The organism is Streptomyces sp. HUAS MG91 (assembly GCF_040529335.1).
Taxonomy (GTDB): domain Bacteria; phylum Actinomycetota; class Actinomycetes; order Streptomycetales; family Streptomycetaceae; genus Streptomyces; species Streptomyces tabacisoli.
This window is the reverse complement of the sequence record NZ_CP159534.1, coordinates 4,097,729-4,123,540: the sequence shown is the minus strand read 5'-3', so window position 1 is coordinate 4,123,540 and position 25,812 is coordinate 4,097,729. Positions and strand designations below refer to the sequence as shown.

Annotated in this window: 25 protein-coding genes and 1 riboswitch; of the genes, 10 read left to right on the top strand and 15 right to left on the bottom strand. The window is 74.5% G+C overall.

Annotated elements, in window-relative coordinates:
- Positions 1-57 precede the first annotated feature (57 nt).
- Entirely contained in the window at positions 58-978 is a 921-nt protein-coding gene (locus ABII15_RS18690) for a hypothetical protein (protein ID WP_353943474.1), read from the bottom strand.
- 109 nt (positions 979-1,087) lie between these two features.
- Between ABII15_RS18690 and ABII15_RS18685 the strand changes: the two genes are divergently transcribed.
- On the top strand, positions 1,088-1,528 hold the full coding sequence (locus ABII15_RS18685; protein WP_353943473.1) for an SH3 domain-containing protein: 441 nt from the start codon (positions 1,088-1,090) through the stop codon (positions 1,526-1,528).
- Between the two features lie 72 nt (positions 1,529-1,600).
- Here ABII15_RS18685 and ABII15_RS18680 read toward each other — a convergent pair whose 3' ends face one another.
- Positions 1,601-2,011 carry a hypothetical protein gene (locus ABII15_RS18680; protein WP_353943472.1) on the bottom strand — a complete coding sequence of 137 codons (411 nt, stop codon included), beginning with the start codon at positions 2,009-2,011 and terminating at the stop codon, positions 1,601-1,603.
- 140 nt (positions 2,012-2,151) lie between these two features.
- Here ABII15_RS18680 and ABII15_RS18675 point away from each other — a divergent pair, with 140 nt between their 5' ends.
- Complete coding sequence (locus ABII15_RS18675; RefSeq protein WP_353943471.1) at positions 2,152-2,793, top strand: NAD(P)H-binding protein; 642 nt, start codon at positions 2,152-2,154, stop codon at positions 2,791-2,793.
- On the opposite strand, the gene ABII15_RS18670 is transcribed toward ABII15_RS18675, so the two are convergent.
- From ABII15_RS18670 to ABII15_RS18650, 5 genes are all read right to left on the bottom strand, one after another.
- Complete coding sequence (locus tag ABII15_RS18670; RefSeq protein ID WP_353943470.1) at positions 2,721-4,034, bottom strand: PP2C family protein-serine/threonine phosphatase; 1,314 nt, start codon at positions 4,032-4,034, stop codon at positions 2,721-2,723. The two genes, ABII15_RS18675 and ABII15_RS18670, sit on opposite strands and share 73 nt — an antisense overlap.
- A gap of 81 nt (positions 4,035-4,115) precedes the next feature.
- Positions 4,116-5,510, bottom strand: coding sequence for a helix-turn-helix domain-containing protein (locus ABII15_RS18665; RefSeq protein ID WP_353943469.1), 1,395 nt, complete (start codon positions 5,508-5,510; stop codon positions 4,116-4,118).
- Between the two features lie 17 nt (positions 5,511-5,527).
- Entirely contained in the window at positions 5,528-6,352 is an 825-nt protein-coding gene (locus ABII15_RS18660) for a ParB/RepB/Spo0J family partition protein (protein WP_353943468.1), read from the bottom strand.
- Positions 6,352-7,125 carry a ParA family protein gene (locus tag ABII15_RS18655; RefSeq protein WP_353943467.1) on the bottom strand — a complete coding sequence of 258 codons (774 nt, stop codon included), beginning with the start codon at positions 7,123-7,125 and terminating at the stop codon, positions 6,352-6,354. The genes ABII15_RS18660 and ABII15_RS18655 overlap by 1 nt, the downstream gene beginning before the upstream one ends.
- A gap of 101 nt (positions 7,126-7,226) precedes the next feature.
- A complete protein-coding gene (locus ABII15_RS18650) occupies positions 7,227-8,279 on the bottom strand; it encodes an Lrp/AsnC family transcriptional regulator (RefSeq protein WP_353943466.1) in 1,053 nt (350 codons plus the stop codon).
- Between the two features lie 148 nt (positions 8,280-8,427).
- Between ABII15_RS18650 and ABII15_RS18645 the strand changes: the two genes are divergently transcribed.
- Positions 8,428-10,446, top strand: coding sequence for a hypothetical protein (locus ABII15_RS18645; RefSeq protein WP_353943465.1), 2,019 nt, complete (start codon positions 8,428-8,430; stop codon positions 10,444-10,446).
- Between the two features lie 23 nt (positions 10,447-10,469).
- Here ABII15_RS18645 and ABII15_RS18640 read toward each other — a convergent pair whose 3' ends face one another.
- Entirely contained in the window at positions 10,470-11,273 is an 804-nt protein-coding gene (locus ABII15_RS18640; RefSeq protein WP_353943464.1) for a DUF4389 domain-containing protein, read from the bottom strand.
- 80 nt (positions 11,274-11,353) lie between these two features.
- Positions 11,354-12,610, bottom strand: coding sequence for an MFS transporter (locus ABII15_RS18635; protein ID WP_353943463.1), 1,257 nt, complete (start codon positions 12,608-12,610; stop codon positions 11,354-11,356).
- 83 nt (positions 12,611-12,693) lie between these two features.
- On the opposite strand from ABII15_RS18635, the gene ABII15_RS18630 reads away from it, so the two are divergent.
- The 3 genes from ABII15_RS18630 to ABII15_RS18620 all read left to right on the top strand — a co-directional run bounded on the left by ABII15_RS18630 (position 12,694) and on the right by ABII15_RS18620 (position 15,223).
- Positions 12,694-13,656 carry a LysR family transcriptional regulator gene (locus ABII15_RS18630; RefSeq protein ID WP_353943462.1) on the top strand — a complete coding sequence of 321 codons (963 nt, stop codon included), beginning with the start codon at positions 12,694-12,696 and terminating at the stop codon, positions 13,654-13,656.
- A gap of 55 nt (positions 13,657-13,711) precedes the next feature.
- The gene (locus tag ABII15_RS18625; RefSeq protein WP_353943461.1) at positions 13,712-14,671 is read left to right on the top strand and encodes a S8 family peptidase; all 960 of its coding nucleotides are present in this window, start codon (positions 13,712-13,714) and stop codon (positions 14,669-14,671) included.
- 105 nt (positions 14,672-14,776) lie between these two features.
- Positions 14,777-15,223 carry a hypothetical protein gene (locus ABII15_RS18620; RefSeq protein WP_353943460.1) on the top strand — a complete coding sequence of 149 codons (447 nt, stop codon included), beginning with the start codon at positions 14,777-14,779 and terminating at the stop codon, positions 15,221-15,223.
- On the opposite strand, the gene ABII15_RS18615 is transcribed toward ABII15_RS18620, so the two are convergent.
- Together ABII15_RS18615 and ABII15_RS18610 are read right to left on the bottom strand one after the other, a co-directional pair.
- A complete protein-coding gene (locus ABII15_RS18615; RefSeq protein WP_353943459.1) occupies positions 15,214-17,085 on the bottom strand; it encodes a DUF6049 family protein in 1,872 nt (623 codons plus the stop codon). The genes ABII15_RS18620 and ABII15_RS18615 overlap by 10 nt on opposite strands.
- Before the next feature lie 131 nt (positions 17,086-17,216).
- The gene (locus ABII15_RS18610; RefSeq protein WP_353943458.1) at positions 17,217-17,636 is read right to left on the bottom strand and encodes a VOC family protein; all 420 of its coding nucleotides are present in this window, start codon (positions 17,634-17,636) and stop codon (positions 17,217-17,219) included.
- A gap of 136 nt (positions 17,637-17,772) precedes the next feature.
- Here ABII15_RS18610 and cbiE point away from each other — a divergent pair, with 136 nt between their 5' ends.
- The 3 genes from cbiE (at position 17,773) to ABII15_RS18595 (ending at position 20,458) form a co-directional block, all read left to right on the top strand.
- Complete coding sequence (cbiE, locus tag ABII15_RS18605; protein ID WP_353947108.1) at positions 17,773-19,023, top strand: precorrin-6y C5,15-methyltransferase (decarboxylating) subunit CbiE; 1,251 nt, start codon at positions 17,773-17,775, stop codon at positions 19,021-19,023.
- A complete protein-coding gene (gene cobM / locus ABII15_RS18600) occupies positions 19,020-19,769 on the top strand; it encodes a precorrin-4 C(11)-methyltransferase (RefSeq protein WP_353943457.1) in 750 nt (249 codons plus the stop codon). The genes cbiE and cobM overlap by 4 nt, the downstream gene beginning before the upstream one ends.
- 110 nt (positions 19,770-19,879) lie before the next feature.
- Complete coding sequence (locus ABII15_RS18595; RefSeq protein ID WP_353943456.1) at positions 19,880-20,458, top strand: YdeI/OmpD-associated family protein; 579 nt, start codon at positions 19,880-19,882, stop codon at positions 20,456-20,458.
- A gap of 18 nt (positions 20,459-20,476) precedes the next feature.
- On the opposite strand, the gene ABII15_RS18590 is transcribed toward ABII15_RS18595, so the two are convergent.
- Complete coding sequence (locus ABII15_RS18590) at positions 20,477-21,247, bottom strand: calcium-binding protein (RefSeq protein WP_353943455.1); 771 nt, start codon at positions 21,245-21,247, stop codon at positions 20,477-20,479.
- Positions 21,248-21,388: 141 nt separating this feature from the next.
- Between ABII15_RS18590 and ABII15_RS18585 the strand changes: the two genes are divergently transcribed.
- A complete protein-coding gene (locus ABII15_RS18585; protein WP_353943454.1) occupies positions 21,389-22,171 on the top strand; it encodes a cobalt-precorrin-6A reductase in 783 nt (260 codons plus the stop codon).
- Here ABII15_RS18585 and ABII15_RS18580 read toward each other — a convergent pair.
- Genes ABII15_RS18580 through ABII15_RS18570 form a run of 3 tightly spaced genes read right to left on the bottom strand, consistent with a single transcriptional unit; the run spans position 22,144 to position 25,579 of the window.
- Positions 22,144-23,646: a precorrin-2 C(20)-methyltransferase gene (locus tag ABII15_RS18580; RefSeq protein WP_353943453.1), complete on the bottom strand. Its 1,503-nt coding sequence runs from the start codon at positions 23,644-23,646 to the stop codon at positions 22,144-22,146. The two genes, ABII15_RS18585 and ABII15_RS18580, sit on opposite strands and share 28 nt — an antisense overlap.
- Entirely contained in the window at positions 23,643-24,299 is a 657-nt protein-coding gene (locus tag ABII15_RS18575) for a precorrin-8X methylmutase (protein ID WP_353943452.1), read from the bottom strand. The genes ABII15_RS18580 and ABII15_RS18575 overlap by 4 nt, the downstream gene beginning before the upstream one ends.
- Before the next feature lie 14 nt (positions 24,300-24,313).
- The gene (locus tag ABII15_RS18570) at positions 24,314-25,579 is read right to left on the bottom strand and encodes a cobalamin biosynthesis protein CobG (protein WP_353943451.1); all 1,266 of its coding nucleotides are present in this window, start codon (positions 25,577-25,579) and stop codon (positions 24,314-24,316) included.
- A gap of 107 nt (positions 25,580-25,686) precedes the next feature.
- Positions 25,687-25,762: riboswitch (cobalamin riboswitch) on the top strand.
- Positions 25,763-25,812: the final 50 nt, after the last annotated feature.

Here is a 25,812-nt window from a genome sequence, read left to right as displayed (position 1 = left end):
GCGTGCGGTGGTCCGCCGACCATGCGGGTCCGGGCTCCTGCCCGGGGGTGGTCTGGCTCATGGGGCACCCTCCTTCTGCGTCATCGGAAGGCTCCCTCCGGGACGGCCCGGCGGCATGCCGGACGCCGCCGAACGGGTGACCCCGCGCCGCCGGCCGAATCCGGACCGCCCCGTGAACCAGGCCACCAGCGCCACGGCGAGCCCCACGCCGACGAGCACCCAGGACGCGGTGCGCAGGGTCGCGGTGAGCGCGTCGTACACCGCGCCGGCCGCCGCCTCGTCGGAGCCGTCGGCGAGGTCGCCGAGGGTGAGCGAGCGGGCGATGGCGAGGGCGAGCAGCAGGGCGCCCGCGCCGAGCGCCACGCCGATCCCGGTGGCGGTGACCGCGCGCCGGCGGCGTACGGCGAGGGCCAGGCCCGCGACCGCGAACACGACGGCCGCCAACGGCAGCCACAGACCGGCCACTTGCAGCATGTGGAGCCCCTTGCGCAGTGAGTCGAGGTCGTCGGCGGGCAGCAGGGTGATCTCGGTGTGGGGGACGGGCAGCTGGGTCGCGAACGGCACGTTCTCGTCCTGGAGTTGCTGCTTTACCTGCTCGGTGACCGGGGCGAGGTCGAGGGTGACGGGGCCCGAGCTGTCGTCGTCGATGGCCTGCTGCACGGCGTCGTGGGCGGCCCGGTTGGCGGTGTTCCACGCCTTCTGGAAGGCGGCGGTGCCGGTGAACGAGACGACGGCGTCGTGCAGATACTTCTCGACGGTGGACTGGAGCGGGCCCACGTCGAGGTTCTTCATGACCCCGTCGGTGACCGCGTCCGCGACGGCGTTCCGCACGTCCGGCTGGGTGGCGAGCGGCGCCATCGCCGACACATAACGGTCGCTGTCCCCGATCTCGTACTTCGCCCAGGTCGACAGGGTGCCCAGGGGCACGAGCAGGCAGGCGAGGACGAGCAGCACGGGAGACAGGAGGGTTCGGGTCACCGTTCCAGGCAAGGGCCCGCTCCGGCGGGGCGCGAGCGGACCGGGGCCGCTCCGGTGGTCCGTTGGGCCGAACGGGTGTTTCCTGGATGGGGGAGCTTGGAGGCCGATCATGCGTCGTACGCCCATGGCCCTTGCCGCGTCCGCCCTGCTCACGGGTGGCGTGCTCGCCGTGTCGGCGGCGGCTCCCGCCAGTGCGAACAGCGGTGGCGGAGACGTCGTCTGGGGCACGGTGGCCTCGTCCACGGACCTCAATCTCCGGTCCGGGCCCAGTACTTCGGCGTCCGTCGTCTACCGGATGGCGCCGGGCAGCCAGGACCGCATCGAGTGCGTGACGCACGGCTCGACCGTGCACGGCACCTCGGACTGGTACTGGTTCACCGGAGCCCACGGCTGGGCGAGTGCCGCCTATGTGTCCATCAGCGCCAACCCGCCGGACTGCTCGGGAACCTCGGTGCCGTGCCCGCCCGAGCACCAGCAGCGGCACGACAACAGCCCGAGCACCTTCTACTTCCGCTCGGACTACCGCGTCGAGTTCGGCGTCACCAACTAGGAGGCACCACAGCCGCGACGAAGGGAGCGGGGAGGCCGGACGGCCTCCCCGCTCCCTCGTGCCGTCCCGGCGTCACACCGGGTCGGCCGCCGTGTAGTAGCGGTAGTAGACCATCGCGCTGGTCGCCGCCAGGACGATGAGGCCGAGGATGATCGGCCAGAGCACCAGGTCCGAGCCGAGGGAGCGCAGGAAGCCGACGGCGATGCCCGCGAAGGCTCCCCAGGTCACCGCGCGCAGCCCGAGATGGCGTCCGGCCTGCTGCCGGGACCACTGGTGGATGCCGAAGCAGAGCGCGGCGACGATGATGCCGGTGACGAAGCCGAGCGCGACGTTGCCGCCGGTCACGCCCCGCCCGAAGCGTTCGATGTTCGCCGCCCAGAAGCCGTAGAGGATGCCGGCCACCGCCGGGACCCACACGGCCGAACTGCTGAGGGAGAAGCCGGAAGCGGCGCGCCTGGGCGCCGGGGCCGCATGCTGAGCCATGACGGGCTCCTTTCCGCGGATGCCCGGGGAGCCCGGGGAGGTCCGCGCGTTCCTGCGAGGGTTCCCCCGTTCTCCATTGACCTCTGATGGCGTACGTTCCGCAACATGCGCACCACGAGGCGTCGTGCTTCGCTGTGATCATGTCCCTCAACATCGTGCTGTTCGGAGCCACCGGCATGGTCGGCAGCCGCATCGCCGCCGAGGCCGTGGAGCGCGGCCACCGGGTCACGGCCGTCAGCCGCTCCGGTGCCTCCCCCGTGTCGGGCGTGACGGCGACCGCGGCGGACCTGTCCGACCTGGAGCGGGTGGCGGAGGAGGTGGCCGGGCACGACGTGGTGGCCTCCGCGGTGGCGCCGCCGCGCGACGGCAGCGACCCGAGGGCGCCGTTCCTCCACCTCAACGAGACGCTGGTCGCCGGGGCCCGCAGGGCGGGCGTGGGACGCCTCGTCGTGGTCGGCGGCGCGGGCAGCCTGGAGGTGGCCCCGGGCCAGGCCCTGGCCGACCAGCCGGGCTTCCCGGACGCCTTCATCGGCGAGGCGCTGGCCCACCGCGACGTCCTGGCGTTCCTGCGCACGGTCGAGGACCTGGACTGGACGTACATCTCACCGGCGGCGGAGATCGCCCCCGGGGAGCGCACCGGCGAGTTCCGGATCGGCGGCGACCGGCTGATGGCGGACGCCGACGGCAACAGCCGGATCAGCGCCGAGGACTACGCGATCGCCTTCGTCGACGAGGTCGAGCGGGACGGACACGCGCGCTCGCGCATGTCGGTCGCGTACTGAGACTCCTCGGCGTCCTCCGCATACAGGGCCGCGCTGTCGGCGGGCTCGTACAGCACCGCGTCCGAGGGCGTCACGTACGGCGCCACGCGCCCCGCCGTCCGCCGGATGACGGTGATGGCGGTGTCGTCGCTGGGCGGCCCGTGCCGGTGCCCGTGCAGGTCCAGGGCGATCCGGCGCAGCAGTTCGCCGGGCGGCGCGTCCGCGGGCAGCCGCTCGACGAGGCCGGGCAGCCGCTCCCGTACGGGGTAGAAGACGCCGTCGTCGTCCCGGCACTCGGTGACGCCGTCGGTGAACAGCACGAGCGTGTCGCCGGGCCGGAACGGCAGCCGCACCGGCTCGGGCAGCTCCGCGCCGAGCGCCCCCATGCCCAGCGGCACGCCGGGCGGCACGTCCGGGGTGTGCACGCGGCCGTCCGCGCCGACGACCAGCGGCGGCTCGTGGCCGAAGTTCACGATGTCCACGGCGTCGACGCCGGGCGGGAAGTGCAACAGCAGCGCCGTGGAGAACGCGTCCGGCAGCTCCTCCTCGCCCATGACGCGGGCCCACGCGCTGTAGCGCTGCATGGCGATCTCCAGGCGGCGGGCCACCTCGCGCTCGTCGGCCTCGTGGTACCCGGCCTCGCGGAACGCGCCGAGCAGCGACGCCGACGCGGACACCGCCGGAAGTCCCTTGCCGCTGACGTCGCCGAGGACCGCGCGCACGCCGTGCGGGGAGGGCTGGAAGTCGTACCAGTCGCCGCCGACCCGGGCCGCGCGGGCGGCCGGCTGGTAGAAGTCGGCGATGTGCAGATCGCCGACGTGGTCGGGCAGGGCGCGCATCACGGCCCGCTGGGTCGCCTCGGCGATGTCGACGACGGCCTGGATGCGGGCCTGCTGCTCCTCGCGGCGGCGGGCGATCAGCACGCCGAGCAGTCCGCCGGTGCCGATGAGCAGCGGGCCGACCACGGCCCAGCCGCCGGACGGGGTGGGGTCGATGAGCTGGAGCGCGATGTAGAGGGCGAGCATCACTCCGGTGACGACGGCGGTCGTCATGACCGAGGTGAGGACCGCCACGGCGATCGGTACCAGACCGAGCAGCGCCCGGGTCCGGAAGTCGGCCGGGGTGGCCAGGCCCAGCGAGATGATGCTGACGACCGACACCAGCGAGACCAGCAGCGCGGCACGCCAGCGGGCCGTGGGGCGCACGGTCGTCCGTGCCACACGGGTGGGCGAGGTGAAGCTGCTGGAGCCGGAGAAAGGCATACGTGTAAAGAGTCCGGGGACTTAATCGGCGCGGGTAGGGCCGAAGGTCCGTACGCTCCTGAGACCCGCGTCTCACCCGTTTCAGTGGAGCGGGACGGCCACGAACCGTGAGGTGACCCGCAGGTCCGCCTCGATCCGGGCGGCCGTCGCGCGCAGCGCCGCCGCCCACGCGGTGCGCTCGCCGCGGCCCCGGTGGGCGGTGACGTCGAGCGCGGAGACGACGCGTCCGTCGCGCCCGCGCAGCGGCACGGCCACCGACCACAGCCCGTCCTCGGGCCCGTCGGCGACGGCTTCCCCGGCACCGGCCAGCACCTGACCGGCGGCGGTCGCCCCGGCCGGCAGGCGGGTGCCGACGGCGATGTCGACGCTCATCACCCGGCGCGGCGCGACCCGCGCGGTGCACCACGTCCACTCCCCGTCGGACCCGTCGGGCACCGAGAGGCCCACCGACTCACCGAGCGTCTCCGACAGCGCGGCGAGGTGCGGTCCGGCGATCTGCGGCAGCGTCGTCCGGGACAGCGGAGCGCAGCCCAGGGCGAGCACGCGCGGGGTGAGCCGGTGGAGGCGGCCGTCCCGGCGCACGTAACCCAGGTGCTCGTACGTGATGAGGGCGCGGCGGGCGGTGGCTCGGGAGAGCCCGGTGGCCTCGGCGATCTCGGTGAGCGTCAGCGCGGGGCGCCCGCCGCTGAACACGGTGAGCACGGAGAGCCCGCGAGCCAGGGCCCGCACAGGGGCACTGTCAGCCCCTCCGGCGTTTGCGGAGCGGGGTCCGGGGCGGAGCCCCGTGGCATCGGCATCGGCACGGAGCACGTCCTCCATGGCCCGTACACAGGACGCCAGAGGCCCCCGCACGGCCTCCGCCAGGCCCTCAGCCGTGTGCCGACTGGTGTGGCTGACCACGCTCACCGCGCACACGGCCTCCCCGGAGGCCCCCCGGACCGGCATCGCCACCGCGATCAGCCCGGGTTCGACGAGCTGGTCGTCCACGGCGGGGCCGGTGCCCCGCCGGAAGACGAGCCCCGGCGCCGAGCCCTCCCCGGGCAGCGGATCGCCCACCCGGAAACTGATCGACAGCGCGCGGCGGCGCAGCACCTGGTGGACGAAGCGGATCTCGTCGCCGTCCGGCACGGCGAGGGAGACGGACTCGTCGAGCTCGTCGGCGAGCCGGTCGGCGAGCGGGCCGAGCAGCTCGGGCACCCGCAGCGCGTCCAGGCAGGCGTTGGCGACGGCCATGAGCGGCGGGGCGAGGGAGGCGTCCCGCCCGTCGAGGCGGAGGTGGCCGAGGTGGGCGAGGGTGGCGCAGATCCGGTCGACCGTGGAACGGGCGAGTCCGGTGGCCCGGGCCAGCTCGGCGAGGGCGAGGGTGCCGTCCGCGTCCGTGAGGCGCCGCAGGACGTCGAGGCCGCGCAGCAGCGGGGCGACGGCCTCGGCGGGCGGGGGCGCGTGGGTCGCGGACGGGGACGGCACTTCGAGCACGGGGCAACGGTAAGGGACTACCGGCCGAGCAGCTCCACCACGCGGTCCAGCGCCGCCGGGGCGAGATGGCGGCGCAGGGCGTCCGCGATCTCCTGGGGCGTCGAGCGGCTGTCGAGCTCGATTACGCCGTAATCGTTCTTCCGGCGCTCGCGCTTCTCCTGGCGGGCCGCGGGGACGGTCGCCCCGGTGACCGGTCCGGGCAGCTCCTGCTCGTCGCGGGGGAGCCGGGCGATGCGCCGGGCGTCCTCGACGGAGACCCGGCCGTCGGCGAGGGCCTCCTGAAGGTCCTCGCGCAGCTTCATCAGGGACAGCCGCTGCGAGATGAACCCCTGGGTCTTGCCGATGCGGGCGGCGACCTGCCGCTGGGAGTAGCCGTACGCGGTGATCAGGCCCTGGATCGCCTGGGCCTGCTCCAGCTCGGTGAGGTCGTCGCGCTGGACGTTCTCGATGAGCGCGTCCTCGTCGGAGCGGGTGGCGTCGTCGCGGACCAGGACGGGCACCTCGTCCAGGCCCGCCAGCCGGGCGGCGGCGAGCCTGCGGTGGCCGTGCAGGACCACGTACGGGGAGGAGCCGACCGCCTCCTTGTGGTGCGGGTGGGCGGCGAGGAAGACGGTGGCCGGGACGACGCCGAGGGCCTGGAGGACCCCGCGCTCGCGGACCGTCTCGGCGAGTCCTTCCAGGTCGCGCAGCTCGTGGCGCGGGTTGTCGGGGTTCTCGGCGAGGTCGCCCACGGAGACGGTCAGCGGCTTGGTGCCGGGGCGCCCGCGCACCGCCGTCGCCATGGCCGGTTCGCCGTCCGCGGCCGCCGCCAGCAGGGAGGACAGATCGGTCCTGCGGCCCATCAGGCGGTCACCTTCTTCTTCGTACGGGACTTCGCGCGCGGCTTGCGGGCGGGCTTCGGGATGGCGGCGAGGCCCACTTCCAGGGCGAGCCGGAAGAAGTCCTCGCGGGCCTGGAGGGCGACCTTGTTGGCGCCGTACTGGGTGACGACGAGGCCGTCCGCGCTGGCCCGGGTGTGCAGCTTGTAGTGGCGGACGACGGTGCGGGCGAGCGGCCAGCCCTGGCCCTCGACGAAGGCGCGGGTCTGCTCCAGGTCGGCCTTGCCGTCGCGCGGGTCCCAGTTGTTGATGACGACGCGGAACGGCAGCCCGCGCGGCTTCACGACCTTCTCGACCGTGCGCTGGGTGGGCTGGAAGCCGAGCGGCTCGGGCTCGATGGGGACGATGACGTCGGTGGCGTTGGAGAGCACCGCGCGCAGCGCGTCGGCGGCCGCGCCCTTGCCGAGCGGGTCGGCGCCGTCGCCCTCGGCGAGGTCGAGCCAGCCCGGGGTGTCGACGAAGACGTGCTGCGCGGACGGGATGCGGGACAGGGCGGCCAGGCCCGCGAGGTCGTCGTGGGCCTGCACGAAGTCGAAGGGGAGGCCGTCGCCGACGCGCTCGGACCACCACACGGCGGAGCCCTGCGGGTCGATGGAGACGGCGACGACGGGCGGCTGGCCGTCCCCGCCGGAGAGGGGGCCTCCGAGGACGTCGGCCGTCACGGCGGCGAGGTTCACGGCGAGCGTGGACTTTCCGACGCCGCCCTTCTGGTTGAGGATCGCGTGTACGTGTGCCACGAAAGCTCCCGGATCGGTAGGTCACCGATGAAGTGGGGTATAGGGGGTCATTCGTGGTCACTGTGGCAGCGCGGCCGCCGCGAGCCGGGGTGTACACGCCGTCAGGCGCGCGAGGAGATGCCCCAGATGTCGGGCGGGACGACGCCTTCGCGCCGGCCGTCGGGGCCGATCACATGGGCGCCCAGCTTGTGCGCGCGCAGCGAGACCTTGGTGTCGGCGATGCGCAGTCCGGTCCCGGCGCGCACCAGTTTCTCGGTGTAGCCGGGCAGTTCCTCGACGCGATTCAGCCAGGCGCAGACGAAGAGGTTGTGCGGTCCGGTCACGGCGGTGACGGTGCGGGTGCCGCGCAGCCTGGACACCGCCGCGGCCACCGGGACGAGCTGGTCCGGGGGGACGTCGGCGCAGATCAGGGCCCAGACGGGGCGGCCGGAGTGGCGCGGGGCCGGCTCGGTTCTGAACAGCACGCCGTCGGTGGCCGTCAGCCGGGCGAGGCGGCGGCGTGCGGTCGATTCGCTGGCGCCGATCCGCTGGGCGAGGGTGGCGACGCCGGTCCTGGCGTCCTCGGCGAGCGCGAGCAGCAGGCGCTGGTCGACCGGGTCGGGCGTGGTGAGGGGCGCGGCGCGCGCGGTGCGGGCCGGGCGGGGGCCGAGCTCCCGCACCGCGCGTGCCTGCCGGGGCGTGAGCTGGTCCAGGCGGGTGGGCGTCGCCGGGATGTACAGGGCGGTGACGACATGGGTGCGGGTGGCGCGGACGCCGGGCAGCTGGTGCAGCCGGTTCACGACGTAGGCGTCGAGGGCGGCCGGGTCGGGTGCGGCGACGTACGCGACGAGGTCGGCGACGCCGGTGACGTGCTGCACGGTCAGGGTGCCGGGGTCGGTGGTGAGGGCGGCCGCGGTGGCCGGCACGGTGCCCGCCGCGCACTCGATCCTGATCCAGGCGCTGGTCACCGCAGGGCTGCCCGCCGTCAGCGCGCCCGGCAGCACTCCCGACCAGGCGTGGCCGCGCTCGGTGAGCCGGGCCCAGCGCCGGGCCAGGGTGTCGGCGGCGGGGCCGAGCACCTCGGCCAGTTGCGCCCAGGTGGCGCGCGGGGCGAGCTGCAGTGCGTGGATCAGGGTGAGATCGGCCTCCGAGATGGCGGATTCCCTTGTGCGCACTGCCCCTCCTCGGTGGTTGTCCTGGTCAGCGCGTCGCCGCGCCCCACGCCGTACGAACATGGACCCCAGGCATATGCATTAAATAGGGCATGCGGGCCTCCCACCGACTGAACGGGCCTTTGTGGCCGGAACCGGGGGATCGGTAACGATGACGCCGCACCACGCCGAGGACGCGCCGGACACCGGCCAACTCGTGGGCCGGGCCCGGGATCTGGCGGCCCTGCTGTCCCGGCTCGCCACCGCCCGCCTGGTCTGTCTGACGGGGCTGCCCGGCGTGGGCCGCACCCGGCTCGCCCGGGAGGCCGTGGGACAGTCGCGCCGCGAGGTGGTGTGGGAGTCGGGCGCCGGGTACGAGCCGGAGATGCTTCCCGGGGTCGGGGCGCGGCTGCGGCACCGGTTCGCCGGGGCGCGCGGCCCGCTGCTGGTGCTCGACGACTGGGACCACCTCGGCGGCGCGGGCACCGCCCTGGTCGCCTCGCTGCTCCTGGACCTGCCCGAGCTGACGGTGCTGGTCGTCGCGGAGCGCCCCTGCCATCTGCGCGGCGAGACCGTCATGGTGCTGCGCCCGCTCGCGGGGCCCGTGCCCGGCGAGGAGGACGCGGACCGGCCGTCGGAGGCGATCGAGCTGCTGCGGGCGGTCCTCGGTGACGCGGCCGTGGCCCGGGATCCGCGGGGCGCGGCCCGGTTGTGCCGGAGGTTCGGCGGGGTGCCGGGGCCGCTCCTGGAGGCGGCCCGCGCCTGGGCGGCGGCCGGCGGCGACGCGGACGGCGTCGGCCCGGGGGAGCGGCAACGGGCCGCCGCCGCCCGCTCCTACGCCCGCTGCTCCCGCGTCGAACGGCTGCTGTGGCGCAGGCTCGCCGTCTTCGAGGACGGTTTCCAGCGGGAGGCGGCGCCCGAGGTGTGCGGGGGTGGCCCGCTGCCCGCCGCCGAGGTGCCGGCCGTCCTCGACCGCATCGCCCCGCACGCCCTGATCCAGGACCCGCACTCCGGCCGCTACCATCTCCCGCCCGCCCAACTCGCCGTAGCCCAAGAGGAGTTGGAGCTGTCCGGTGAGCGCTGGGCGGCCGTCCTCGCGCACCGCCGCTGGGCGCTCGGCGTCGCCCGGCAGGCCGCCGAGTGGTGGACCGCCGGCCGCCAGGACGAGGCCGCTGCCCTGGCCCGGCGCGAACTGCCCGGCCTGCGGGCGGCCATGGACCCGGCGACCTCGCCGCTCTCCCCGCGCGCCGAAGCGGCCACCGCCCTGGACGTGGTGGTGCACCTGTGGTTCCTGTGGACGGCGTGCGGACACACCGCCGAGGGCCGCACCCTGCTGCGCCGCGCCCTGGCCGAGCACCAGGCTCCCCCGCCCGCGCGGGCGCTGTGGCTCGCCGCCCGCCTCGAACTGGACCTGGGCGCGCCCGAGCGGGCCGACCCGCTGCTCACGACGGCCTGGGCGGCGGCGGTGCGCGCGGGCGACGACCACTGCCTGGGCCTGCTCGCCGGGCTGCGCGGCGCGGTGGCGCTGTGGCAGGGCCGCGCCGAGGCGGCGGCCGTCGAGCTCCGTACGGCGCTCGAACTCATCGGTGAGGGCGACGCACCGGACTTTGGACCCGGACCCGCGCAGATCCGGGCCGCCCTGGCCCTCGCGCTGGTCCGCACCGACCCCGAGGCCGCCCTGGAGGCCGCACAGCCGGGACCCGCCCACCCCGGCGCGGCACGGGACGACTGGGCGGAGGCGTGGACGCGGTACGCGCGGGCGGAGGTGCTGCGCTGGGCGGACGACCCCGCGTCCGCGCAGGCCCTGGCCCGCTCGGCGCTGCGCACGTTCCTCGCGTACGGCTCGCGGATCGGCGCGCGCTGCGCCGGGGAACTCCTCGCCGACGCGACGGCACTGCGCGGCGACGGCCCGCTGGCGGCCCGACTCCTGGGCGCCGTCGACGCCTTCCACGAATCCCAGGTGCCGCACTCCCCCTACCTCGCCCCCGTCCGCCGCCGCGCCGAGTCACTCCTCGACGGACTGCTGCCGCCCGCGCGCAGGGCGGAGGCGTACGCGCACGGCGCGCGCACCGGGCTCGCCGGACTGCTGGCGCGGGAGAACCCGGCCGGGCCGGACGCGAATCCGGAGATCTCGTGGCGTCCCGAACCGTGGGCCGGGGTGGGCAACGGCTCTTCCTCGTGGACCGGTTGACCGGTTCCGGCCCGGCGGCCCGCTCAGGGTGAGACGCGTTCCGTGCCCGCCTGGGCCGGGGACGGTTCGTAGGTCGTCGCGTTGCCGGCCCAGCCCGCCACGCCCAGCAGGAGGAAGGCGCCGACGAGGACCTGTCCGGCCGTGCCCACCATCAGGGGGCGGGTCGCCGAAGGGCCGCGGACGATCCCGATGACGGCGTCCGCCGACCGCTGGTCGCCGAAGAGCCGCTTCGGGTACGCGGAGGTCAGCAGCAGTACGTACGCCGACACCCGCATCCGGTAGCGCACCACGGCCGCTGTCGCCTCGAACAGCGGCTGCGGCATCCGCCCGAGGACCAGCACCACGATCCACGACACCAGCGCCACGGCCCACCATCCGGCGACGGCGAGGGAGGCCACCACGGCCGCCGGGATCACCAGGAGCAGCCGGAAGAACACCGCGGCCCGGTTCAGGGCGGTGGAGCGCAGCCGCACCTGGACCGGGTAGCCGCCGGGCTCCCCGAGCACCTGGAACGGCGGGTAGCGGTCGGTGAGCAGCATCGCCGCCGCGTCGAACCGGGTCGCGTACCCGACGAACCCCGCGAGCCACTGTTCCAGCGAGTCCGGGACCCGGCCGAGGATCAGCGTGGCCACCCATGCCACGACCGCCACGCAGAACGTGACCACGCCGAGGACGGCGAGCAGCACGGCGTGCGGCAGCAGGAGCAGCAGCCGCAGCAGCACCGTCAGCCGGTGCTGCCGGCCGGGCGACGGCACGTCGAGTTCGGGCAGGGGCTCGGCACCGGGAACCAGGGGGACGGCGCCGTACGGGGAGGAGGAGGCGGCCATGGCCGCCACTCTGCCCAGGTTCCCCCGGCGGGGCACCCGGTGGCGGCCGATCAGGTGGCGGGCGGACCCCCTCGGCACCCTCAGGGTCCGGTCGGGGACTTTCGCGTGGTGGGTGCGGGCAGCGGGGCGCGGGGAGTCGTGGGGAGCAGCGCCGGGGTCGCCAGGAGCAGCACTCCGGCCACCGCCAGCGCCGGGCGGGTGCCGATCAGGGAAGCCAGGGCGCCCCAGGCCAGTGTCAGGGTGGCCGTCACCGCTCTGCCGGTGACCGTCCACGCCGACAGGACCCGGGCCAGACGGTCGGAGTCGGTGTGCTGGAGGCGCTCCTTGGCGAGGACCGGGTTGTAGACGCCGATGCACGTGATCAGGCCCAGCTCGACCACCATCACCGTCACCAGACCACCGGTGCCGGTGCCGGTGAGGGCGAGCCCCACCGGCCAGCACACTCGCGCGGTACCGCTCCAGCGCAGGACGCGCTGCTCCCCGTACCGGCGTACGAGGCGTGACGACAGGCGTGAGCCGATCAGGCCGCCGACGCACGGGACGCCGTAGGCGAGGCCGTACTCCCAGGCGGGGAAGCCGAGTTCGCGCAGCATCAGGACGGCCATCAGCGGGGCGCCGACCATGATCAGGCCGTTGACGAGGGTCGAGTTCAGGAACAGGGCGCGCAGGTACGGGGTGCGCCAGAGGTGGCGCCAGCCCTCGGCGATGTCGGAGCCGCTGATCCGGTTCGAGGCGGCGGCGGGCGGCGGTGGTTCGGGGCGGCGGATGCGGCGGACGCCGGCCGCCGACAGCAGATAGCTCACCGCGTCCCCGACGACGGTCGTCAGCGGGCCGAAGAGGCCGATCGCGGCGCCGCCGAGCGGCGGGCCGAGCGCGGTCGTCGTCCAGGTCGTCGACTCGAAGCGGGCACTGGCCGTCAGCAGCCCCTCCCGCGGGACCAGCGCCTTGAGGTGGGCGCCGCTCGCGGCCCGGAAGACGATGTCGGCCGTGGCCACGACCACCGACACGAGCACCAACTGCGTATAGCTCAGGGCGTGCAGGGCGTACGCGAGCGGGAGGGTGAGCAGGGCCGCGCAGCGCGCCAGGTCGGCGCCGACCATCACGGGCCGCTTGCGCCGGAACTCCACCCACGGCCCCAGCGGCACCGCGAAGAGCGCGCCCGCCGCGATCCCGGCCGCCGACAGGAACGACACCCGCACCGGGCTGCTGTGCAGCACCGTCACCGCGATCAGCGCGAACGCGTCGAAGGCCAGCATGGAGCCCGCCGAACTCACCGCGAACGCCGCCCACAGCCACCCGAAGTCCCGCCCGAGCCGCTCGGCCCTCCCCTTGTCCATGACCTGGGATCCAAGCCGCTGCCCGGGCCCGCGATCAAACAACCGACACGGCACCCCCGTACAACCCGTGGTTGTATGGCGGGGTGGATCCGGAAGCCGTACGCACCTTCCTGGCCGTCGCCGACGAGGGGCAGATCCAGCTCGCCGCCGCCGACCTCGGCATCACCCAGCAGGCCGCCTCCAAGCGCATCGCCGCCCTGGAGCGGCAGCTCGGCGTACGGCTGCTGCTGCGCACCCCGCGCGGGGCGCGGCTCACCCTCGACGGCACCGCGTTCCTGCCGCACGCGCGGGCCGTCCTCGCGGCCGTCGCCCAGGCGGAGGCGGCGGTACGGCCCGGGGCGCGCCCGCTGCGCGTGGACGTGCTCGGTACGCGCGTGAGCACCGCCGGGCTGCTCCAGGACTTCCACCACGCCCATCCGGACGCGGCGCTCGACGTGGTCGTGGTGCGCGGGGCGGCCCGGGCCGCGCTCGAAGCGGTCCGGGACGGGGGCGTGGACGCCGCGTTCTGGGCGCACAGCCTGCCCGCCGGGCGGCTGCCCGCGCCGGTGCGCACGGCGCGGGTCCTCGACGAGCCGGTGGTCCTGGCGGTCGGCCCCGCGCACCCGCTGGCCGGCCGCGAGACCGTCTCCCCCGCCGAGCTCGCGGGGCTGCGGATCTGGATGCCGGGCCTGGATCCGGCGGCCGAGTGGGGCGCCTACTACGCCCGGTTCGCGGCCGCGTTCGGCATCCGGCTCGACGCGTCGGGGCCCGCGTTCGGCATGGAGCACATGGCGCGGACGATCACCGCCTCCGACGACCTGGGCACGTTCATCGGCACCCGCACCCCGCTCGTCCGCCCCACCGGTTTCGGCCTGCGCTTCCTCACCGTCACCCGCCCCACGCCCGTCTACCCGCACTGGCTGCTGTGGCGCGACGACAACCCGCACCCGGCGCTGCGCTCCCTGCGCGCGTACCTGACCGGCCGCTACGCGTGCGAGCCGGTGCCCGACGACGAGCTGTGGGTGCCGGACTGGCCGGCGAACCGGCCACCGGAGTCACCCGAGTAGCCCGCGCGGCCCGCCACCACATGCGTGAACGGAGTGCGGGCCGCAGGCTCGGACCATGCGTACGCGAACCCCTCTCGCCTTCTGCCTCGCAGCAGTTCTCCTGCTGACCGCCACCGCCTGCGGGGACGACGACAGCAAACCCGACCCCATGCGGGACGACCAGTGGGCCCTCGACGCGCTCCACCTGCCGGACGCCTGGTCCACCTCGAAGGGCGACGACACCGTCATCGCGGTCGTCGACACCGGCGCCGACCTGGACCACCCCGACCTCAAGGGCCGCCTCGTGGACGGCCACGACTTCGTCGACAACGACGACGAGCCCAAGGACCTCAACGGCCACGGCACCCATGTCTCCGGCATCGCCGCCGCCCACACCGACAACGGCGTCGGCATCGCGGGCGGCGCCCCCGGCGCCAAGATCATGCCGGTGCGGGTGCTCGGCGCCGACGGCTCCGGCTCCAACGACAACATCATCAAGGGCATCAAGTGGGCGTCCGACCACGGCGCCGACGTCATCAACCTCTCCCTCGGCGAATCGGGCCTGATGGCCAAGCTGCTCAAGGGCGGCATCCTCAACGCGGCCATCAAGTACGCCTACGGCAAGGGCGTCACGGTCGTCGCGGCGGCCGGCAACGACGGCGACGACGTCCAGACGTACAAGGTGGGCACCCCGGTCCTCGTCGTCGGCGCCAGCGACACGAACGGCGCTCCGGCCTCCTTCTCCAACTTCGGTGTGGACGACGCCGTCTCGGCCCCCGGCGTCGACATCCTCTCCACGCTCCCCACCTACCGGACGAAGGAGACGCTGAAGGACACCTCCGGCTACGGAAAGCTGTCCGGCACGTCCATGGCGTCCCCGTACGTGGCCGCCGTCGCCGCCCTCCTGCACCAACAGGGCCTGAAACCCGACGAGATCATGTCGACGATCCGGTCCACCGCGAAGAACCCGAAGAACGTGAGCAAGCTGGGCCTGGGCATCGTCGACGCCGAGGCGGCCGTCAAGAAGCACAAGTGACATTTGTACGGGGCGAGTGAGGACGGCTCGCTCTGCCGGGGGACCCCCCTGTTCCGCGAAGCTCAGTGGTGTCGGAAACGGACAGCCACTCAGGGGGACACGGACATGAGCACGGACACGGCGACGCGCACGCAGGCTCAGGCTCACGCTCAGGACCGGGCCCGGGCGGCGGTGGACTTCAGGGGGCTGCCCGCCTGGTACTTCCCGATCGCGGGCTGCTTCGCCGGGATCTTCGACGTCGCCCGCGCCTACCCGACCGCGTACGGCGTGATCCCGGTCCTGATCGTCCTCAACCTCGTGCTCTCCCTCACCGTCCTCAAGACGCGGATGCGCCTGATGAAGGCCCTGTGGAAGAACAAGCGCACCCGGCTCCTCGCCCTCGGCCTGGTCGCCGTCCGCTTCGCCGTGCACGCGCTGCTCGGCGCGGCCGGACTCGCGGTCGGCACGGCCGTCGGCGGGGTGACGGTCGGCATCGTGACGGCCGCGCTCGGCACCGCGATGGCCTACGGCGACCAGTGGCTGATCCTGCGGACCCTGCGCGCTCAGTCCTGACCGTCGGGGGTGTGCGGGCCGGCGGGGGGCTGCTCCCTCGCCCGGCGCCTGCGCACGTTCCGCATCCGGACCGCCGCCGCCAGCACGATCAGCGCGACTCCGGCGCCGACCACGGTGATCGCGCCCGTCGACACCGAGGCGACGTCCACCTCGAACGTCATCGGCTCGCCCCACGGCCTGCCGTCGCTGGTCGTGTAGAGCCGGGCCGTGAGCTGCGCCTTGCCGTTGGCCTTCGCGGTGACGGAGAGCTGGTTGGTGTGGCTGGCCGAACCGGCGGCCTCCACCGCCAGCGTCCCGTCGTTGATCCGCAGCCGCTCCGCGTCGCTGGAGGTGACCCGCAGTTCGAGCCCGGCGACCGGCTGCTGGAGGCCGTTGTCGACGGTCACCGGGATCGTGGCGTCGCCCGAGGTCACCGTGACCGTCGACTTCGGCACCATCCGCAGCGAATCCACCGACGTGTCGAGGAACGACGTCGTGCGCCGCTGGAACGTCTCCTGGTCGGCGTCGTCCAGCGCCCGCCAGGCCGTCGACAGGGCGCGGGCCATCGCCGCGTGCACGGAGGCCGTGGTGACCTTCGGGTCGGCGAGCACCTTCGAGAGCGTGGCCAGCCCGTCCAGATCGCCCGCCACGGCCTGGAGTTGAGCGGACGTCAGCTCGCTGGCGCGCAGCCGCGACGGATACCCGGAGGACGCGCCCGCCTGCCCGGTCACCGGATCGTTGTCGGCGGTGCGGATGCCCTCCGGCTCCAGCCAGCCGTCGTCGGTCCCGGAGTCGATCGCGGCGGCCAGCGCGTTCGCCGCGGTGCCGGACAGCTCGCGGGGCGGGACGACCACGGGGCGGGTGTTCGCCTTCAGGAGCGCGGTGACCCGGTCGACGGTCTTGGGATCCGGGGTGTCGGGCTTCTCCGACGCGGAGGCGGAGGGGGACGCCGAGGGGGAGCCCGACGCGCCGGAGCCGCTGGGGGACGGGCTGGGCGTCGCGCCCGGCGACGTGGGCGACGGCGTACCGGACGGGGACGCGCCGGGGCTCGGCGACGTGTCCTTGTCCTCGTCCTTGATGCGGGCCAGCGCCGTCGTCACGTCCGCGTCGTACGGCAGCGCCGTGATCGCGTCGGCGCCGTCGCCGAGGGTCACCGGGTCGGCGCCGGCCGGGGTGAGGCCCTGGCCCGAGGCGAGCATCCAGGTCAGGCCCAGCTTGCCCGCGACCCCGGTGATCCGGGTGTCGAGGGCGCCGTCCGCGGGCCAGCCGAGGCCTGTCCTGGTCCCGGTGCCGAGGAGCGAGTCGACGTCCTTCTTGGCGTCCTCCGCGAGGTTCCCGACGACCTCGGTCAGATCGTCGGTGTCGCCGGACGGATGGTGGGCGAGGGAGGCGAGGTCGGTGTCCGCGTACGGCAGCAGCCACACGTCCCGGCCGCGCACCGCGCTCTTCAGATCGGCCAGCCACTCCCGGGCGGCGCTCTGCCCGGTGCCCTGCGTGCTGTTCTGCGGGTTGGTGGACTCGGCGCTGTCCGCGACGCGGTAGCCGCGCGCCATGGCCCGCGCGGCGAGCACCAGATCGGGGTCGAGCACCCAGCTCACCTCGCGGCCCCGGCCGGCTTCGACGACCTCGCGCAGCCGCCCGCCGTCCGCGAACAGCCCGGCCAGCTCGTCGGAGTCGAAGACCGCCCGCGCGTCGTCGCCCGAACCGAGCGCCGCCGCCGTCATGTGCGGGGTCGCCGTCACCGGCCACACCACGGCGGCGTGCCCGGTGTCCGCGGCGTCCGCGCTGTCGTCGGCCGCCGCGTGCGCCGGCACCCCGGCCGTCGATGCCCCCAGCACCATGGCGGACACGACCCAGGCCCGCGCCGCCCCGTACCTGGCCATGTGCGTCTCGTTCCTCCCGCTCGGTGTCCCGGTGGTCCGAGGTAACACCGTGGAAGGGGCGGTTCCGCGGACCGTGCCGCCGGGCGGCGCGTCGGTCCGCCACCGGGTGGGCCGCCGGAACACCCGCCGCGTCAGCCCTCGGTGGCCTCCAGGACGGAACCCACGCGCAGCAGATTCCCGTCCGGGTCGACGAGCGCGAACTCCCGCATCCCGTACACCGTGTCGTCCGGCTCGACGAGCCGCGGCGTCGCGTACGGGTCGGCGCTCAGCCCGGTCGCGCGCCACTCCTCGTACAGCGCGTCGGCGAGGTGCGCGCCCCCGTCGAGCCGCAGGTACGCCCCGTGCGCCGTGGTCAGGGGATCGGTGCGGGGCGCGTGGAAGAAGTGCAGTTCGGCGTCGTCGCGTACGAGGATCAGATAGCCGTCGTCGGGCAGGTGGGTGGTGGCGGTGAAGCCCAGGGCGGCGTAGAAGTCGACGGTCAGCGGCAGCGCGCGGCTCGGCATGATGGGCGCGACGCGGCCGGTGACGGCGGTGCGGGCGGTACGGGGCACGGGGGGTCTCCCTGGGGCGCTCGGCGGGGGAGCCGATGTCGCCCGATAGAGTGCGGCTTTCGACCTTGACGTTCTTGACGTTTCGGTTTCTCTGTCCGTTTCTGTTTGCGAGCATGACGCACCCGGCACGAGGTACCTGGCAGTGACTCCCGCGCATCCGACACCCGTGACGGTCGTAGGGATCGGCGCCGACGGCTGGCCGGGCCTGCCGGCCGTCTCCCGGGCCGCCCTCGCCGACGCCGAGGTGATCATCGGCGGCCCGCGCCAGCTGGCCCTGCTCCCGGACGACGTCTGCACGGGCGAGCGCGTCGCGTGGCCGTCCCCGCTGCGCCCCGCCGTGCCCGCCCTCCTCGACCGCCACCGGGGCTCCCGGCTCGCGGTCCTGGCCAGCGGCGACCCCATGTTCTACGGCATCGGCCGCACGCTCACGGAGACGGCGGGCGCCGACGCCTTCCGGATCCTCCCGCACCCCTCCTCCGTCTCCTACGCGTGCGCCCGCATCGGCTGGCCGCTGGAGGGCACGGAGACGGTGTCGCTGGTGGGCCGCCCGGCCGACCGGCTCGCGGCCGTCCTGCACGACGGGCGGCGCGTCCTGGTCCTGTCGGCGGGCGCGGACACCCCGGCGACGGTCGCGGCGCTGCTGACCGACCGGGGCTTCGGCCCGAGCCGGATGACGGTCCTGGAACAGCTCGGCGGCCCGGCCGAGGCGGCGCACGAGGGCGTGGCCGAGGAGTGGACGCACCCGCCCGGCGACGCCCTGAACGTCATCGCCGTCGACTGCGTGCGCGCCCCGGACGCCCTCCGCCTGGGCGCGGTGCCGGGGCTGCCCGACGCCGCGTACGAGCACGACGGGCAGCTCACGAAGCGCCATGTGCGGGCGGCGACCCTGGCCGCGCTCGCGCCCGCGCCCGGCGAACTCCTCTGGGACGTGGGCGGCGGCTCCGGTTCGATCGCCGTGGAGTGGATGCGCACGCACGCCTCGTGCCGCGCGTACACCGTGGAACGCTCGCCCGAGCGGGCCGGACGGATCACCCGCAACGCGGCCCGCCTCGGCGTGCCCGCCCTGCGCGTGGTGACGGGCGCCGCCCCGGCCGCGCTGGCCGGACTGCCCACCCCCGACGCGGTGTTCATCGGCGGCGGCCTGACCGCGCCGGGCCTCCTGGACGCGTGCTGGGAGGCGCTGCGCGAGGGCGGCCGGCTGGTCGCGAACACGGTGACGCTGGAGTCGGAGGCGCTGCTCGCCGACCGCCACCGGCGCCACGGCGGCGACCTCACCCGCCTCTCGGTCGCGCACGCCGTGCCGGTCGGCGGCTTCACGGGCTGGCGTCAGGCGATGCCGGTCACCCAATGGTCAGCAACGAAGACAGCGGGGACGGATCCCTCATGACGGTCTACTTCATCGGAGCGGGCCCCGGCGCCGCCGACCTGATCACGCTGCGCGGCGCCCGCACCCTCGCCGCGTGCCGGGTGTGCCTGTACGCGGGTTCGCTGGTCCCGGCCGAACTCCTCGCCGAGTGCCCGCCGGACGCCCGGCTGATCGACACCGCCGACCTCGACCTCGACGCCATCGAGCGGGAGTTCGTCGCCGCCCACGAGGCCGGGCTCGACGTGGCCCGGCTGCACTCCGGCGACCCGTCGGTCTTCTCGGCGGTCGCGGAGCAGATGCGCCGCCTGGACGCGCACGGCATCCCGTACGAGGTCGTGCCCGGGGTGCCCGCGTTCGCGGCGGCCGCGGCGGCCCTGAAGCGCGAACTGACCGTTCCCACGGTCGGCCAGACCGTCATCCTGACCCGGATCGCCCAGCAGGCCACGCCCATGCCGCCCGGCGAGGACCTGGCGACGCTGGGCGCGTCCGGCGCCCTCCTGGTCCTGCACCTCGGCGCCCGCTACGCCGACCGCATCGTCGCCGAACTGCTCCCGCACTACGGCGCCGACTGCCCCGCCGCGGTCGTCGCCTACGCCAGTCGCGACGACGAACTCGTGCTGCGCGGCACCCTCGGCGACATCGCCGGCCAGCTGAAGGCCTCGGGCGTCCAGCGCACCGCGGTCATCCTGGTGGGCCGCACCCTCGGCGCCGCCCAGTTCCGGGACAGCCACCTGTACTCGGCGGAGCGCGACCGGCACACCTGCTGACTCCGAAAACGGGTGGGGGCCCCGCCCGCCCGGCGCCTGCAAACACGGCAACGAACGCACGGCCCGCAACCACCCGCGCAATCGCTGACGCCGCGGGTTAGGTTGCCCGCATGGACGAGTTCGACGGGGTCGAGGTTCGCGCGTTCGCGGACGCGGCGGCCTTCGAGGAGTGGCTGGCCGGGCATCACACGCGGCGCGAGGGCGTGTGGGTGAAGGTGGCCAAGAAGGCGTCGGGGATCGCCTCGGTCACGGACGACGAGCTGGTCGACGTCGGCCTGTGCTGGGGCTGGATCTCCGGGCAGCGGCGCGGCCTCGACGACCGGCACTACCTCCAGAAGTACGTCCCGCGGCGGGCCCGGAGCCTGTGGTCCCGGGTGAACGTGGAGAAGGTCGCCGCCCTGGCTGCCGCCGGCCGGATGCGGGAGCCCGGACTCGCCGAGGTGCGCCGGGCCCAGGAGGACGGCCGCTGGGACCGCGCCTACGCGTCCCAGTCGGCGGCCACCGTCCCCGACGACCTCACCGCGGCGCTCGACGCGAACCCGGCGGCCCGCGCGGCTTTCGACGCCCTCGACCGGACCGCCCGCTACCTGGTCCTGCTGCCCCTGCTCCAGGCGACACAGGAGAACCGGCGGGCACGCCTGGAGCGGGCGGTGAGGGCGCTGGAGGAGACGACCCGCCGGGGAGCCTGAAGTCCCCTCCTCACAGCCCTACTTGAGAGCGACGCTGTCCCCGCCCGCGGTGACCGCCATCGTCGTCCCCGTACCGGCGAACATCCACCGCCAGGTACCGGACGACGCGGCCTTCACGCTCGTCTTCAGCTTGCCCTTGCTGTCGGTGGTCACCGTCTTCACCGTGGAGTACGACGAGCTGCCGGACTTCTTGAACTGGAGGGCTACGCGCTGCGCGGTATACCCGGCGTAGACGTTCGTGTCCCAGTTCGCGCGGGTCAGCGCGCCGGTCACGGTCAGGGTGCGCCCCTTGCCCACGGGCTCGGGGCCGGCCTGGGTGACGGACAGCTCGGCGTAGCGCTTGACCTTGACAGTCTTGCTGCTGTCGAGCGTGTAGAAGTCGTGGTCCGTGGCGGCGGCCTCGGCGTCGAGGTGCCAGGTCCCGGCGTCGGCGTTCCTCAGGTCGGCGTAGTCGTCGGAGTCGTTCGCGTCCAGCACGTACTTCCAGGTGCACTTCATCGTGGTGGACGAGGGCCGGGAGCACGACCCGTCGTCGGGGAAGGCGATGCGCTTGTCGGGGCTGACCAGCTTGCCGCCGTAGATACCGCTGATCCCGGAGTCGTCCTTGGCCGTGGCGGTGACGGTCACCGACTGCGCCTTGCTGACGCCGACGTTCACGGTCGACCTGCTGAACGTCACGGACGTGAACCGGGTGTCCCCGTGGTGACTGTCCGCCTGCGCGACGGGCGCGACGGCGCCGAGCAGGGCCAGGGTGCCGCAAACGGCGGTGACGGCGGTTCTGATGCGCATGGTTCTCCCAGCGAGAATGAGCCGGATCCTGGTCCGGGCGAGGGGAAGACCCACGGCGGAGCCGTTTGGTTGTACGGGCGTCCGGTCCGGTGCCGAAGGCCGGTGACCCACGGAGGGACACCCCTGACCTGCTGTGCTTGAGTGAGCGAGCCCCCTCAGCCGTCGCCCCTGGAGATCCCCGTGCCGCACGTACTCATCCTCGGTGGGACGACCGAGGCCCGGGAGCTGGCCGAGACGCTGGACGGGCGGGTGCGGGTCACCAGTTCGCTCGCGGGGCGGGTCGCCGCGCCACGGCTGCCCGTGGGGGAGGTGCGGGTCGGGGGGTTCGGCGGGGTGGACGGGCTCGTGGAGTGGATACGGGGGCACGGGGTGGACGCCGTCGTCGACGCCACCCATCCGTTCGCCGAGCGGATCAGTTTCAATGCGGCCCGGGCCGCCGCCGTCGCCCGGGTTCCGCTGCTCGCGCTGCGGCGACCGGGCTGGGTCGCCGGGGTCGGCGACGACTGGCGGGAGGTCGGCTCGTTGGGGGAGGCCGCGGAGGTCGTTCGGGGGTTCGGGAGGGTTTTCCTCACCACCGGGCGGCAGGGGCTCGCCGCGTTCGCGCACGTCGACGGCGCCCACTTCCTCGTACGGGCGGTGGACGCGCCCGAGCCGCCGTTCCCGCCGCGCATGGACGTGTTGCTGGAGCGCGGGCCGTTCACGCTTCAGGGCGAACGGGAGATCATCGCCCGGCACGGCATCGACGTGCTCGTCACCAAGGACAGCGGCGGCGCCGCCACCGCGCCCAAGCTGACCGCCGCCCGCGAGGCCGGGATCCCGGTCGTCGTCGTGCGGCGGCCTCCCGTGCCGGAGGGCGTGGAGGAGGCGGCCACCGTGGCGGAGGCCGCCGCCTGGGTTCAGCGGGTCGCCGGGGCCTCCGGGTAGCGGCGGGGCGTCCAGGCGATCGTCGTGCCGGTTCCGCGCGGCACAGCCTGCGTCTGCGACGAGCCGATGATCAGCAGCGTGCGCATGTCGACGACCGACGGGTCCAGGTCCGTCAGCCGTACCACGCGCACCGACTCCTCCGGCCCGCCCACGTCCCGGGCCACCACGACCGGGGTGTCCGGCGCCCGGTGTTCGAGGAACAGCTCGCGGGCCTTCGCCACCTGCCAGGTACGGCTCTTCGAACCGGGGTTGTACAGCGCCACGACCAGATCGGCGGCGGCCGCCGCGTGCAGCCGTTCCGCGATCACCTCCCACGGCTTGAGCCGGTCGGACAGGGAGATCGTGGCGTAGTCGTGGCCGAGCGGGGCGCCCGCCTTCGCCGCCGCCGCGTTGGCGGCCGTGACCCCCGGCAGGACCCGTACGGGAATGTCCGCGTACCGGTCCTCGCAGGCCACTTCGAGGACCGCTGTCGCCATCGCGAAGACGCCCGGGTCGCCGCCCGACACGACCGCCACCCGGCGCCCGCGCCGCGCGAGGTCCAGGGCGAACTCGGCGCGCTCCGACTCCACCTTGTTGTCCGAACCGTGCCGCCGCTGCCACGGCCGTTCCGGAACCCGGTCCAGGTACGTCGTGTAGCCGACCAGGTCGTCGCAGTTGGCGAGGGCGCCGCGCGACTCCGGGGTCAGCCAGGGCGCGCCCGCCGGACCGGTGCCGACGACCACGACCTCACCGCGCTCCGGCGCCTCGGCCGGCGCGGTCTCCACGCGCGAGGGCAGCACCGCCACCGAGAAGTACGGGACCGTGTCCGGGTCGATGTCGGCGAGACGGCCGGTGCGCTCGCCCGCCATGAACGCCCGCTCCACATACCGCGCGTCGTCCAGCCGCCCCGAACCCTCCAGCGCCGTACGGACCTTGGTGAAGGTGCGGCCCAGCTTCATCACGACCGCCGAGTCCGCCGCCGCCAGCCGCGCCGCCAGCTCGTCCTCGTCCAGCGTGCCCGGGATGACGGTCAGCGTCTCCTTGTCCTCGCACAGCGGCTCGCCGAGCCGGGCGGCGGCCGCGCTGATGGAGGTGACACCGGGGATGACCGTCGTGTCGTAACGGTCCGCGAGCCGCTTGTGCATGTGCTGGTACGAGCCGTAGAAGAACGGGTCGCCCTCGGCGAGCACGGCGACCGTGCGGCCCGCGTCCAGGTGCGCGGCGAGCGTCGCGGCGGCCTCGGCGTAGAAGTCGTCGAGCGCGCCCCGGTAGCCGCCGGGGTGGTCCGTCGTCTCCACGGTGAGCGGATACATCAGCCGCTCCTCGATCTGGTCCTCGCGCAGGTACGGCGCGGCGATCGAGCGGGCGATGGACCGGCCGTGCCGGGCGCAGTGGTACGCGACGACGTCGGCCTCGCCGATCGCCTTCACGGCCGCCACGGTCAGCAGTTCCGGATCGCCGGGGCCGAGCCCGACCCCGTACAGCTTGCCGCTCATGCCCGGTCCTCCAGGATCTCCGCCTCGGTGGCGATCGCGTTCAGTGCCGCCGCCGTCATCGCGCTGCCGCCGCGCCGCCCCCGGACGACCAGGTACTCCAGGCCCAGGCCGGACGCGGCGAGCGCGTCCTTCGACTCGGCCGCGCCGACGAAGCCCACCGGTATGCCGAGGACCGCCGCCGGGCGCGGGGCGCCCTTCGCGATCATCTCCAGGAGGTGGAAGAGGGCGGTCGGGGCGTTGCCGATGGCGACGACCGAGCCCTCCAGGCGATCACGCCACAGCTCCAGCGCGGCGGCGCTCCGCGTGGTGCCCAACTCGGCCGCGAGGGACGGCACGTCGGGCTCGTTGAGGGTGCAGATCACGTCGTTGTCGGCGGGCAGCCGCTTGCGCGTGACGCCGCTGGCGACCATCCGCGCGTCGCACAGGATCGGCGCCCCGGCGCGCAGCGCGGCACGGGCCTTCGCCACCACGCCGGGCGAGTGGGCGATGTCCGGTACGAGATCCACCTGGCCGCAGGCGTGGATCATGCGGACCGCGACCTGGGCGACGTCGGCGGGCAGCGCGGCCAGGCCGGCCGCGGCCTCCGCGCGGATGGTGGCGAAGGACTCGCGGTAGATCGCCGCGCCGTCCTTCTCGTAGTCGTACAGGGACATGGGGTTCGGCTCTCTCAACGGGGTCGTGTGGTGGTGCGGGTGGTCGTGTCGTAGCCGCCGTCCGGGCGGGCCGTGATGTCGACGTACGTCGTCCCTGCCGGGTGACCGCAGCGACGCTCGCAGCCGGACCAGTAGGTGGGCAGGGTGGGGTGGGCCTCGGCGAGGCGGGCGCGGGCGTCCGCGCGTACGTCCGTGTGGGACTTGGCGCATCCCGGACTGCCGATACAGGCGCCCACTCGGGTCCAGGGGGTGGTGTCCGGGGGGTCGTTCTCGGTGACACCGGGGATGACGACGCGGCGCCAGGGGGTGAGCCGGATCTCTTGCGCGGGGAGTTGGGCGGCCTGATCGGTGATTGCCGCCCACTGGTCGGGGGTCGCGGTACCGAAGGGGAGGGCGATGCCGGTTGTCGTCGAGTGCGGGTTCGCGGGTGCTGGCCGCGCAGTTCCCCGCGCCCCTTCGGGGCGCTGTTCGTCGTGCGTCGGCTGATCGCCGGTGGCCGCTTCTCGCGCAGTTCCCCGCGCCCCTACGGGGCGCTCAGCCCATTCAGCCCCTCCGGCGTTTGAGGAGCGGGGGCCGGGGCGGAGCCCCGTGACGGGGCCCTCGAGGAGGGTCTGCAACTCCGTTGCGGAGAGGCCGAGTTCGGACACCCTCCACACCCGGCGACCAGAAACCCGACGCGCCGCCTCCACGAACACCTCGGCGGCGCGCACGGCGGCCCGCGCAGCATCCCCGTACGGCAACCAGAACTCGGCACCCCCGACCGAGAGCAGCCCGTCGCCCCCCGGCAGCCCCCGCACCAGCACATCCGGACCCAGCGAAGCGACATCCCCGCGCCCGTCGTCCAGCGCGAAAAGAAACCGCCCGGACAACCCCGGCGTCACAGAACTCGCACACAGCGCCGCATCCAGCCCGCGCAGCCACCCGCGTACGTCGACGTGCCCGGCCCCGTCGAGCCCCGACATCGGCGAGGCGACCACATTGCGGACCCGCTCGTGCGCGGGCGACGGCAGCAGCCCGGCCGCGCTCAGAGAGTCCGCCAACTCACCCCCGCAACCGTCCCGCAGCCCGCGCAGCTGAACGTTTCCGCGCGACGTGAGATGGAGCACCCCGTCCCCGAGCCGCCCCGCGAGAGCGCCGAGCGCCCGCGCCTGCGTCACCGTCAGCACCCCGCCGGGAATCCGCACCCGCGCCAGGAAACCGTCGTCCGCCGCGTGCAGCCGCAGCGCGCCCGGGCAGGCGTCGCCCCGGGCGGGATCAGCGGATATGTGAGTGGGGGACATGCCGGGGAGCATACCCATGGGCCTGTGACGGGCATCCCGTACCGGGGTGCGCACCCGCCCCGTACGATGGCGGCACAGACCACACATCGCCAGCGACGGCGACAGGGGAGGAAGCCGGTGCGAATCCGGCGCGGTCCCGCCACTGTGAGTCCCGCGCCCCGGCGCGGGACGAGCCAGGAACTCCTGCCGTCCAACGACCACCCGGGGCGCGGACACCCCGAGGAAGGCCAGCC